11 protein-coding genes are annotated in these 11,701 nt (G+C 66.4%); 2 read left to right on the top strand and 9 right to left on the bottom strand.

What is annotated here, in order from left to right:
* Positions 1 to 20 precede the first annotated feature (20 nt).
* The 8 genes from mraY to DF286_RS10055 form a co-directional block, all read right to left on the bottom strand.
* Positions 21 to 1,091, bottom strand: a complete 1,071-nt coding sequence (gene mraY, locus DF286_RS10090; RefSeq protein ID WP_109271312.1) for a phospho-N-acetylmuramoyl-pentapeptide-transferase — start codon at positions 1,089 to 1,091, stop codon at positions 21 to 23.
* Complete coding sequence (locus DF286_RS10085) at positions 1,091 to 2,470, bottom strand: UDP-N-acetylmuramoyl-tripeptide--D-alanyl-D-alanine ligase (RefSeq protein WP_109272132.1); 1,380 nt, start codon at positions 2,468 to 2,470, stop codon at positions 1,091 to 1,093. Before DF286_RS10085 ends, mraY begins: the two co-directional genes overlap by 1 nt.
* Before the next feature lie 23 nt (positions 2,471 to 2,493).
* Positions 2,494 to 3,909: a UDP-N-acetylmuramoyl-L-alanyl-D-glutamate--2,6-diaminopimelate ligase gene (locus tag DF286_RS10080; protein ID WP_109271311.1), complete on the bottom strand. Its 1,416-nt coding sequence runs from the start codon at positions 3,907 to 3,909 to the stop codon at positions 2,494 to 2,496.
* Positions 3,909 to 5,597, bottom strand: coding sequence for a peptidoglycan D,D-transpeptidase FtsI family protein (locus tag DF286_RS10075; protein WP_109271310.1), 1,689 nt, complete (start codon positions 5,595 to 5,597; stop codon positions 3,909 to 3,911). Before DF286_RS10075 ends, DF286_RS10080 begins: the two co-directional genes overlap by 1 nt.
* The gene (locus DF286_RS10070; RefSeq protein WP_109271309.1) at positions 5,594 to 6,172 is read right to left on the bottom strand and encodes a hypothetical protein; all 579 of its coding nucleotides are present in this window, start codon (positions 6,170 to 6,172) and stop codon (positions 5,594 to 5,596) included. Before DF286_RS10070 ends, DF286_RS10075 begins: the two co-directional genes overlap by 4 nt.
* Entirely contained in the window at positions 6,169 to 7,137 is a 969-nt protein-coding gene (gene rsmH / locus DF286_RS10065) for a 16S rRNA (cytosine(1402)-N(4))-methyltransferase RsmH (protein WP_109271308.1), read from the bottom strand. Before rsmH ends, DF286_RS10070 begins: the two co-directional genes overlap by 4 nt.
* Positions 7,134 to 7,613: a division/cell wall cluster transcriptional repressor MraZ gene (locus DF286_RS10060; protein WP_158274660.1), complete on the bottom strand. Its 480-nt coding sequence runs from the start codon at positions 7,611 to 7,613 to the stop codon at positions 7,134 to 7,136. The genes rsmH and DF286_RS10060 overlap by 4 nt, the downstream gene beginning before the upstream one ends.
* 352 nt (positions 7,614 to 7,965) lie before the next feature.
* Positions 7,966 to 8,208, bottom strand: a complete 243-nt coding sequence (locus DF286_RS10055) for a hypothetical protein (protein ID WP_170303910.1) — start codon at positions 8,206 to 8,208, stop codon at positions 7,966 to 7,968.
* 186 nt (positions 8,209 to 8,394) lie between these two features.
* Here DF286_RS10055 and DF286_RS10050 point away from each other — a divergent pair, with 186 nt between their 5' ends.
* A complete protein-coding gene (locus DF286_RS10050) occupies positions 8,395 to 8,775 on the top strand; it encodes a hypothetical protein (RefSeq protein ID WP_109271305.1) in 381 nt (126 codons plus the stop codon).
* A 76-nt stretch (positions 8,776 to 8,851) separates the two neighbouring features.
* Here the strand turns inward: DF286_RS10050 and DF286_RS10045 are convergent, their stop codons facing one another.
* Complete coding sequence (locus DF286_RS10045; RefSeq protein ID WP_109271304.1) at positions 8,852 to 9,316, bottom strand: VOC family protein; 465 nt, start codon at positions 9,314 to 9,316, stop codon at positions 8,852 to 8,854.
* Positions 9,317 to 9,391: 75 nt separating this feature from the next.
* Here DF286_RS10045 and purL point away from each other — a divergent pair, with 75 nt between their 5' ends.
* Positions 9,392 to 11,593: a phosphoribosylformylglycinamidine synthase subunit PurL gene (gene purL / locus DF286_RS10040; RefSeq protein ID WP_170303952.1), complete on the top strand. Its 2,202-nt coding sequence runs from the start codon at positions 9,392 to 9,394 to the stop codon at positions 11,591 to 11,593.
* The last annotated feature ends 108 nt before the right edge of the window (positions 11,594 to 11,701 follow it).

Below are 11,701 nucleotides of genomic sequence, written 5' to 3'. Positions count from 1 at the left end.
AAAGAGGATCGCCCTCCCAATCATCTCAGCTTCAGCGTGGACAGGCCCGCCAGCGCGAGCACGAAGCTGATGATCCAGAAGCGGATGACGACGGTCGGCTCGGACCAGCCCATCTGCTCGAAATGATGGTGGATCGGGGCCATCTTGAACACGCGCTTGCCGGTGCGCTTGTAGAAGAAGACCTGGATGATGACCGACAGCGCCTCCAGCACGAACAGGCCGCCGATGATCGCGAGCACGATCTCATGCTGCGTCGCCACGGCGATGGCGCCGAGCGCGCCGCCGAGCGCGAGGCTGCCCGTATCGCCCATGAAGACCGCCGCCGGCGGCGCATTGAACCAGAGGAAGGCGAGACCCGCCCCCACGATCGCCGAGCAGAGCACGGTGAGGTCGCCGGCACCCAGCACGAACGGAATGCCGAGATACTCCGCATAGATGGCGTTGCCGACCAGATAGGTGATGACGAGGAAGGCCAGGCTGGCGATGATCACCGGCATGGTCGCGAGGCCGTCGAGGCCGTCGGTCAGGTTGACGGCATTGCCCGCGCCGACGACGACCACCGCCGCGAAGGGGATGTAGAGCCAGCCAAGGTCGACCACCGGCCCCTGGAAGAAGGGGATATAAAGGTCTGTGCCGGTCCCCTGGACGATGATCGCGCAGCCGATGCCGGCGACGACGAACTCGGCCAGCAGCCGCACCTTCCCTGACACGCCCTTGTGATGACGCTTGGTCACCTTGTCATAATCGTCGAGGAAGCCGATCAGCCCGAAGCCGACGGTGATGAACAGGCAGGCCCACAGATAGGGATTGGAGAAGTCCATCCACAGGAGCATCGCCACCGAGACGGAGGTGAGGATCATGAGGCCGCCCATGGTCGGCGTCCCGCGCTTGGCGAGGTGGCTTTGCGGGCCATCCTCGCGGATCGGCTGCCCCTTGCCCTGACGGATGCGCAGCCAGCCGATGAATTTGGGACCGATGAGCAGCCCCAGGAACAGGGCCGTCGCGGTGGCGGCGCCGGCCCGGAAGGTGATGTAGCGGAAGAGGTTCAGGATTCCCGCGAAATCCAGTTGTTCGGCAATCCAAAGAAACATCAGCTTTTCCCGCCCGCCAGCGCCTCGACGACGGCGGCAAGGCCTACAGAGTTCGATCCCTTGACGAGTATGGCATCACCCGGCCCGATCGCTTCTTCGAGCGCTTCGAGGGCCGCGGCCGCGTCGGGCACATGCGTCATTTTAGCCTTTGCGCCAAGGACTTTCGCAAGGGCCGCCATTTCGTCGCCGACCAGGATGACGCGATCGACACCGGCCGCCTCGATCGGCTCGGCGAGGCTCGCATGGAAAGCGTCGGATGTCTCGCCGAGTTCCTTCATCGCCCCGAGCACGGCAACGCGGCAACCCGAGACACGTTCGTCGCCGAGCGTCTTCAAGGTCGCCCGCATCGACGCGGGATTGGCGTTGTAGCTCTCGTCGATCAGCAGCGCCTCGCCGCCCGGCACCGGCAGCCAGTGACGTTCGCCCCGTCCCTTGAGGCCGGCCATGTCGGCCAGCGCGAGGCCCGCCTGGGCAAGATCGCCGCCCATCGCCTGGACCGCGCCCAGCACCGCCATCGCGTTCGACACCCAATGCTCCCCCGGCTGCGAGAGCGTGAAGGTCAGTTCCGCCTCCGGCAGAAGCGCGGTAACCAGCGTTCCGCCAGCCGGCGCCGGCATCGCCTCGCGGGCTCGAATGTCGGCGCCCTCGCCGACGCCGAAGGTCAGGATCGTCGCCGCATGCGGCCGCGCGGCGGCGATCAGCCGATCGCGATGGGGGCTGTCGAACGGCACCAGGGCAGTGCCGCCCTCCTCCAGCCCCTGGAAAATCTCGCCCTTGGCGTCGGCGATTTGCTCGTCGCTCTTGAAGAAGGCGCGATGGGCCGGGGCGATGGCCGTGACGATCGCCACATGCGGCCGCACCAGCCGGGTCAGCGCCGCCAGCTCTCCCGGCGCGCTCATCCCCATCTCGAAAATGCCGAACCGCGTCTCGCGCGGCATGCGAGCGAGCGATAACGGCACGCCGGTGTGGTTGTTGTAGCTCTTGACCGAGCGGTGCGCCTGGCGCGGGGCGGCGCGGTCGAGAGCGGCATAGAGCGCTTCCTTTGTCCCGGTCTTGCCGACCGAGCCGGTGACGCCGGCGATCCGAGCCTGGGTGCGGGCACGGGCGGCGCGGCCGAGATCGTTCAAGGCCCTGAACGTGTCGGCTGCATGGACGTGCGGCTCGGCGATCTCCTGGCTGACCAGAGCGCCGGCCGCGCCCGCGGCGAAGGCCTGGCCGAGGAAGCGGTGCCCATCGGTCGCCTCACCCTTCATGGCGATGAAGAGGTCGCCTTTCCGGATCTCGCGGGAATCGAAGGCGACACCGTTCGCCTCGAACGCGCCATGAGCGGCGCCTTCCACGGCTTCCGCAATCTCGTGAGAGGTCCAGAGCGGCGTCATGCCCACCCCTCCGAAGATCGTGCTCATGCCGCGCACTCCCGCGCTACCGCGACATCGTCGAACGGGAGGACGCGGTCGCCGATGATCTGGCCTTGTTCGTGGCCCTTGCCCGCGAGGAGGATGATATCGCTCGATCCCGCTTCGGCGATGGCCGCGGCGATGGCTTCGCGGCGGCCCGCCACTTCGCGGGCACCCGGCGCGCCGGCGAGAATGTCGCGGCGGATGAGGGACGGGTCCTCGCTGCGAGGATTGTCGTCGGTGACGATGACGAGATCGGAGAGGCGCGCCGCAACCTCCCCCATCTCGGGCCGCTTGCCGACATCGCGGTCGCCGCCTGCGCCGAACACAGTGATGAGTCGGCCCTGGGTGTGGGGGCGGAGCGCCTCGATCGCCGATACCAGCGCGTCGGCGGTGTGGGCATAATCGACATAGATGGGCGCACCGGCGCGGGTGATGACGGCGCGCTCCAGCCGTCCGCGCACCGGCTGCAGGCGGGGCAGGTTCGCCAAGGTCTGCTGGAGATCGCCGCCGGTAGCGATGACGAGGCCGGCGGCGGTCAGGACGTTGGCGGCCTGATAGGCGCCGATCATCGATATGGTCACGACGTGGGTCCTGCCCTCGGCCTCGATCGTCAGCTTCTGGCCGAGTTGGCTGGTCTCGCGGTCGATGAGCTTCAGCGCCTCGCCCTTGCGGCCGACCGTCAGCAGGCGCAGCCCCCGTTCCCGGCACCGCCTGATCACCTCGTCCGACTTGGCATCGTCGGTCCAGACCACCGCCGTGCCGTCGGGCTCCACGACTTCGGAGAAGAGCCGCATCTTCGCCTCGAAATAGGCGTCCATCGTCTGGTGATAATCGAGATGATCTCGGCTGAAATTGGTGAAGGCCGCCGCCTGCACCGGCAACCCCTCGGTCCGATATTGCGACAGACCGTGGCTGGACGCCTCGAACGCGGCATGGGTGATCCCCTCCCGCGCGAGGCCGGCCATATTGGAGAGGAAGGTGACGATGTCCGGCGTCGTGAGGCCGGTCGTCACCTGATCGTCGGCGGTGGTGACGCCCAAGGTGCCGATCGAGGCGGAGGGATGCCCCGCCATCCGCCAGAGCTGGCGCACCATCTCGACATTGGAGGTCTTGCCGTTGGTGCCGGTGACGGCGACCACCGTTTCGGGGAATGGCTGGAAGAAGCGGGCCGCGAGCTTCGCGAACGCCCGCCGCGGCTCCTCGGCGGCGACATGGGCGGCGCCTTCCACCTTCACGTCGGGCCGGGCGACGATCGCCACCGCGCCCGCCTCCACCGCCGCGGACACGAAATCCTCACCGTTGAAGCGGGTGCCGCGAAAGGCTCCGAACACCGTTCCCGGCGCCACCTTGCGGTGATCGATCGCGAACCCGGTGACCGAAGCCGAATCGTCGCCGCCGATCAGCGCCCCAAGTCGCATCAGTCTTCCGCTTCTCCAACCAGAGCCATGAACCGGGAGACGTCGACGTCGCGTCGGTCGCTGGGGATCACGCCAAGCAGGGGCCCGCTGCGCGTAATCACCTTCGACACCACCGGCGCCGCCGTCCATGCCGCCGTCGTGAAGCCGAACGTGTCTGCCGTGCCCTTGGGCGCGTCCATCATCACGATCACGACGTAGCGCGGGTCGTCCATGGGGAAAGCGGCGGCGAATGTCGAGACATTGACTCGCCGGTTATAGCCGCCGCCGGCAGTGACCTTCTCCGCGGTGCCGGTCTTGGCGCCGACGCGGTAGCCCGGCGCCTCACCCTTTCGGCCGGTTCCCTTCAGCACGATCATGCGGAGGAGGCCGCGCATCGTGCGGCTGGTTTCCTCGGAATAGACGCGCCGGCCGGCCGGCGCCTTGTCGGACTTCAGCAAGGTGGCGGGCCGCCAGATGCCCCCATTCACCAGCGTGGCATAGGCAGTGGCCAGATGCAGCGGAGTGATGGCGACGCCGTGGCCGTAGCCGCTGGTCAGCACCCGCGCCCTGCCCCATTCCTTGGGGAAGAGCGTCCGGCTCTTCTCGTAAAGCTCGATATGGGCCGCCTCGTCGAAGCCGAGTGCGCGAAACGCCGCCTTCATCCGCGCCTCGCCCATCTGGTCGGCGATCTGGGCCGTGGCGATGTTGGACGAATAGACCAGCGTCTCGACGATATTGGCCGAGCCAGGAATGGGATGGTCGTCCCGGATGCTGAATCGGCCGATGCGAAGCGGAGCGCCGGTCGGGTAGCTCTGCGCCATCGACTTGATGACGCCCGCCTCGATCGCCGCTGCGACGGTGATCGGCTTGAAGGTGGAGCCGAGCTCGTAAACGCCCATCGTCGCGCGATTATATTGCGCTTCGGGCGGCGATTTCCCGGCCGCATTGGGGTTGAAGGTCGGGTAGGAGGCCATGGCCATGACCTCGCCAGTATCGACGTCGAGGACGATGCCGGTCGCGCCTTCCGCGCTGTGCTTGGCGACGGCGGCGCCGAGTTCGCTCTCCATCGCCGCCTGGACGCGGGAATCGATCGACAGGGCGACAGGGTCGCCGCGCCGGGCGGGGTCCGTCAGCCGCTCGTTCAGCACCCGCTCCATGCCGGCGACGCCCTGCCCGTCATAGTCGGTCCAGCCGAGGACATGGGCGGCGAGGTCCGTCTGGGGATAGAGCCGCTCCGGCTCCCGGTCGAAAACGATGGCGGGCTCGCCGAGCGCGTTGACGGCGGCGACCAGCTCCGGGACGGCGCGGCGCTGCAGATAGACGAAATTCTTGTCGGCGGAGAGGATGCGGCGATAGTCGGCGACGCTCCGTTCCGGCATCAGCCCATTAAGCTCCACCGCCAGCGCCGCCGGATCGCCGATCAACTTGCGGGGGTGAACGGCAATCGACCAGGCGTCGATGGTGCGGGCGAGCGGGATGCCGTTGCGATCGACGATATCACCCCGCGGCGGCAACAGCGGATTGCCGACCGAGCCGCCGTCGGAGCGGTCGGTGGAGACCTGGAGCCAGGCGAGCCGCCCGACGATCAGCAAGGTAACGCCGGCGAAGACCAGCATGACCAGCATCAGCCGGTGATAGGTGAGAGCGAGGGAGTCCTGCCGTGCGCTGCCGGGATCGAGCGGTCGGGTCTGGGCGGCGACTGCTGTCATTGCCCCCCGACGCCGCCTTCGGACTGCTTCTTCTCGACCTTCGCCGTATCACGGATCTCCGCGATCAGCTCGGCATCGAGGAGACCGGCCGGCTTGAACTTCGGCAACGGCTTATCCTCGGTGACGATCAGGCTCGCGCGGCGGACGAGCGGCTGCCCCGGCTTGTCGAGCGCGGGCGCCGGCTCATAGCTGGCGGTGATGACCTTGGCCTGGGGTGCCTCACGCTGGTCGACCGTCTCAAGCGACGCCAGATGAACCTTGGCGCGCTGCTCGATGGTCGGCTGCTGCTGATCGAAACGGGCGAGCATCACCGCGTTGTCGAGGAACTGGGCCGAACCGGGTGCGGACAGGGCCAGCACTTCCGCATTCCAGCGATCGAGCTGGGCGAGGCGGCCGCGCGTGCCGAGCTCGGTCTGGAGCTGGCGGATATCCTGCTTGGCGGCGATGATCTGGCGCTCGACGCTTTCGAGCTCGGCGCGCTCGGCGGCGACGTTCAGCGAGAGCATGTAGCAGCCGAGCGCCGCGACAGCGACGCCGGCAACCCACCCCATGGGCTTGAAACCCTTAGTGATCATGAGGTTGCTCCTTTACGCGCTGTTGACCAGGGAGAGGCATGGGTGCGCCGCGCCACGCGCAACGTCGCCGAGCGGGAGCGGGGATTGGCCCGCACCTCGTCCTCGCCGGCACGCACCGGCTTGGCCACCGCCTCGAAACTGGGCTCGGGCCTCGATGCCCTTGCCTGGGGAAGATGCCTTGAGCCGGACGGCACATCACCGCTCCGCTCCTTCAGGAACCGCTTCACCAGCCGGTCCTCGAGGCTGTGGAAGGTAACGACGGCTAGGCGGCCACCGGGCTTCAAAACCTGCTCGGCAGCCGCCAGCCCGCCCTCGAGCTCCTGCAATTCCTCGTTCAAATGGATGCGGATCGCCTGGAAGGTCCGCGTCGCCGCGTCCTTCTTGGCGCCAGGCTTGTAGCCCACCGCCTTGCGGACGATGTCGGCCAGCTGCCCGGTCCGCTCGATCGGCCGCGCGGCGACGATCGCCCGGGCGACGCGCCTGGACTTCGGCTCCTCGCCATAATGATAAAGGACGTCGGCGATCTCGGCCTCGTCCGCCATGTTGAGGAAGTCGGCCGCGGTGGGCCCCTCCTGCCCCATTCGCATGTCGAGCGGCCCATCGGCCTGGAAGGAGAAGCCGCGCTCCGGCCGGTCGAGCTGCATGGAGGAGACGCCGATATCGAGCGTCACGCCGTCCACCGCTTCAACGCCGCGGTCGGAAAGCGCCTGACGCATCCGGGAAAAACGCTCCGGTACTAGCGTCAGGCGCCCCCCGCTCACATCCGCGAATGGGAGGGCATCGCGGATGGCATCCGGGTCGCGATCGAAGGCGATGACGTTGGCGCCTTCGGCAAGCATGGCGCGCGTGTAGCCGCCGGCCCCGAAGGTGCCGTCGACATGAACCTCGCCCTCGCTGATGGCGAGCGCGGCGATCACTTCGCGCAAGAGCACCGGGACGTGCGGGGCGGCAGGGTCCGGGCTCACAGCGAAAAGCCTTTTTCTTCGAGGCGGTAGGCGGCGAGGTCGCGCAGATCCTCGTCGCCGCTCTTGAGAGCTAGATAGGGGTTCCAGATTTCGAACGTGCCGCCGACGCCGACGAACAGAGCCAGATCCTCGATCTGGCCTTTGCGCCGCATCATAGGGGGCAGGATGATACGGCCGCTGGTGTCGTAGGGGACGTCCTCGGTGATGCCGAAGGTGCGCCGCGCGCGGGCATAATGGGCGGTGGCGTCCTCGCCTTCCTCGAGGAGGCGGCGGCGCTCATTCTCGGCATGGAGGATGCGACCATAGCCACGATCGTAGGCCGTGAGGCAGGGGTCGACCTCATGCGCACCGAGAATGACGGCCTTGGCGTCCGAGCGGCGCTCGATCACCCCACGGATGAACGCCGGAACCGACAGACGCCCCTTGGCGTCCACCGCGTTCAGCGCGCTCCCGTTGAAGAGGTGCTCCAGATCCACCTGTTTCGTCGCCCCTTGATACGCAAACGGACCTTCCCTGTTCGCGAAAGCGCGCATCCGCGCCCTCGCGTGACTTGCCGGTCAGCCAGGAAGTGCCCCGAAACTTTAGACCATAGTGGATAACAGTAAGGGGCTCGGGATGGAAGGGGTTTTCATGCCCTACGCGGGGATTCCATGCCATAAGATGGAATATAGATGAGTATTCATGGTTTGTTCTCATACGAATTCTTGCTCCGTTCCAGGTGCACAACCCTGTGGATAACTATGGGGAAGAAGATTGCAAAAGCCGCCGCTAGCGACCAGCCGCGTCCCTACATCGATGAACGGAGCGCCCGAACGACCGAGTCGCCGATCACAGCCCCGGCGTTGGTCGATCCGTGCTGTTTGCCGTGCTGTTCGAGTCGATATTGCCGGGGGCGACGCCAAGCTCGGCCAGCGGTTCCTTGGGCGCGGCCGGTTCGGCGGCGGCCGCTTCATTGCCTTCGGCCGTCAGTTGCTGCTCGACCGTGTCGGCGGTGATCGGCTCTTCGTCGCTGGGATTGATGAAGATGGCGGCAAGTAGAACCAGCACGAAAACGAAGGCCAGTCCCGTCAAGCCGATACGAACACGTTGCATTTTGATGCGAACTCTCCAGCCCCCGTGTCGCGGCGCAGACTAGGCGAAGTCAATACGCTTGTCGAACCCCGAGGGCATTTCGTCGAAGATCGGAAGCCCTGCGGCGAACCGCATTTCCTAACAAAACTCTTGACGATTCGTGCTGCAATTAGCGAAGGGGCCTGCATGCAACGCACCCAGATTTTCGCTGCCGCCCCGCTTGCGGCCCTTCTCTCCCTCGCGGCTTGCAATTCGGAGCCGGAAGTCGTCAGCGCCAACGGCATCGACCCGCAGGCGGAGCAATTGGCCAAGGCGCCCCCCGTCGAGCTGCCGCCGTCGATCCAGGCGAGCCACACCTATCGCTGCGACGACAACAGCCTCCTCTACGCGACCTTCTACACCAACAACACGGTGAAGGTGGCCGCCGAGCAGGGAGCCGAGGGCACCATCCTCACCGCCGAGAACGGCCAACCGCCTTATGTCGCCGAAGGCTATTCGCTGAGCGCCAACGCCGAAGAGGTGACTTACAGCGCACCGGGCAAGGGTACGCAGACCTGCAACAGCTGATCTGACCCGCATCTGCTACTGAAAAAAAGGCCGTTCGGACCCATTCCCGGACGGCCTTTTTCATTGCCGGCAGCCGTCAGGCCATCTCGCTCGCCATGGCTGACATGCGGCGGCTCATTTCTTCTGCCGACACATCTTCGATGTGCGTGGCCAGCGTCCAGCGATGGCCGTAGGGGTCGACCAGCGTGCCCATACGGTCGCCCCAGAACTGGTCCGCCACCGGTCTTTCCTGAGTAGCCCCGGCATCCAGCGCGCGCTTGAAGGCGGCATCGACGTCGGTGACGTAGACCATCAAGCTGGCAGTGGCGCCGCCCCGCTTTGCCGGGCCCAGCAGGTTCATGTCCGGCCATTCGTCGGACAGCATCACATGGGAGTCGCCGATCTTGATCTCGGCATGGGCCACCCTGTCGCCCATCGGCATGCGCAGGACCTCGGTCGCGCCGAACGCTTCCGAGTAGAAGCGAATCGCATCCGCGGCGCCATCGATGACCAGATAGGGCGTAACGCTATGATAGCCTTCTGGGATTGGATTGACGGCCATGATCCGGTTCCTCTCGCCTAGAACAAACCGTGATCATCCATACGCCTAAAGCTCCCCTTCGACAAACGGGATTCGATGACCTACAGGGCCCGCATGTCGAACCGCATCACGCCCGAAATCGTCGCCGAGCACGGCTTTTCCCCCGAAGAATATGAGCGCGTCCTCCACGCCATGGGACGCGAGCCGAACCTGACCGAGCTCGGCATATTCTCGGTCATGTGGTCGGAGCATTGCTCGTACAAGTCGAGCCGCGTCCACCTGAAGAAGCTTCCGACGGAGGGGCCGCAGGTGATTTGCGGTCCCGGCGAGAATGCGGGCGTCGTGGACATCGGCGACGGCCAGGCCGCCATCTTCAAGATGGAGAGCCACAACCACCCCAGCTACATCGAGCCCTATCAGGGGGCGGCAACGGGCGTGGGCGGCATTCTCCGCGACGTCTTCACCATGGGCGCGCGGCCGATCGCGAACATGAACGCGCTTCGCTTCGGCCGGCCCGACCATCCCAAGATGCGTCACCTGATCGCCGGCGTCGTCCACGGCATCGGCGGCTACGGCAATTGCGTGGGCGTCCCCACGGTCGGCGGCGAGGTCAATTTCCACCGCGCCTATGACGGCAACATCCTTGTCAACGCGATGACGGTCGGCATCGCCGACACGAACAAGATCTTCTATTCGGCTGCCTCGGGCGTCGGCAATCCGATCGTCTATGTCGGCTCCAAGACCGGCCGCGACGGCATCCACGGCGCGACCATGGCATCGGCCGACTTCTCCGAGGACTCGGAGGAGAAGCGCCCGACCGTCCAGGTCGGCGATCCCTTCACCGAGAAGTTGCTGATCGAGGCGTGTCTGGAGCTCATGGCCTCCGACGCCATCGTCGCCATCCAGGACATGGGCGCCGCCGGCCTCACCTCCTCCAGCGTCGAAATGGCGTCCAAGGGGGGCGTCGGCATCGAGCTCGACATGAACGCCGTGCCCGTCCGCGAGGAAGGCATGACGCCCTATGAGATGATGCTGTCGGAATCCCAGGAGCGGATGCTGATGGTGCTGAAGCCCGGGCGCGAAGATTTCGCCGAAGCGATCTTCCGCAAGTGGGAGCTAGACTTCGCCGTCATCGGCCACGTCACCGACACCGGCCGGATGGTGCTGAAATGGAATGGCGAGGTTGCCGCCGATATCCCCCTCGCCCCGCTCGCCGACGAGGCGCCGCTCTACGATCGTCCCTCCGTGCCGACGCCCAAGCCGGAGCCGCTCGGGGCGGTGCCGCCGCAGGGCGACATCGGCGACAATCTCGTGGCGCTGATGGCCTCGCCCGATCTCGCCAGCCGCCGCTGGATCTGGGAACAGTACGATCACATGGTCGGCGCCGACACCGTCCAGCGGCCCGGCGGCGACGCCGCCGTGGTGAGGGTCCACGACACGGACAAGGCGATCGCCATCTCCACCGACTGCACGCCGCGCTATTGCTTCGCGGACCCGGTGGAGGGCGGCAAGCAGGCCGTGGCCGAATGCTGGCGCAACCTTACCGCCGTGGGCTCGACCCCGCTCGCCATCACCAACTGCCTCAACTTCGCCAATCCGCAGCGGCCGGAGATCATGGGTCAGTTCGTCGGTTGCCTCGAGGGCATGGCCGAAGCCTGCCGCGCGCTCGATTTCCCGATCGTTTCCGGCAACGTCAGCCTCTACAATGAAAGCAAGGCGACGGGCGGCGGCAGCGCCATCCTCCCCACGCCCGCGATCGGCGGCATCGGCCTCCTCCAGGATTGGTCCAAGAGCGCCACCATCGCCTTCAAGGAAGAGGGCGAAGCGATCTTCGTGATCGGCGACACGCGCGGGCATCTGGGGCAATCGCTCTGGCTGCGCGAGATCGCCGGCCGCGAGGAAGGCCCTCCCCCGCCGGTCGATTTGGAGAAGGAGCGCAAGGCCGGAGACTTCGTCCGCCAACTCATCGCCGAAGGCAAGGTGACGGCCGTCCATGACGTTTCGGACGGGGGCCTTCTCGTCGCCGTCGCCGAGATGGCGCTGGCGGGAGGCATCGGCGCGACCCTCGAGCAGATCGGCGACCACGCCACCGCTTTCGGCGAGGACCAGGGCCGCTATGTCGTCACGAGCCGCAATCCGGAGACCATCCAGGCCGCCGGCTTCCCGATGACCCGCATCGGCACGACCGGCGGCACGGCGATCAGTGGCGCCGGGCGCGAGGTTTCACTCGACGAACTGCGCCGATCCCATGAGGGCTTCTTCCCGCAACTGATGGGAGCCGACGCGGCGCTGGCTTGACTCTGAACATCCTCGGACCCGTCTGAACGGAAAAGCGACTGCCTTCAAAATCGCACTCTGCCTGCCGAAAGTATATTGCGACACATTCGCAGTAGCCTTAGAAGGCGT

It is taken from the genome of Sphingosinicella humi (assembly GCF_003129465.1).
GTDB lineage: Bacteria > Pseudomonadota > Alphaproteobacteria > Sphingomonadales > Sphingomonadaceae > Allosphingosinicella > Allosphingosinicella humi.
This window is presented reverse-complemented; position numbering and strand designations above follow the sequence as displayed.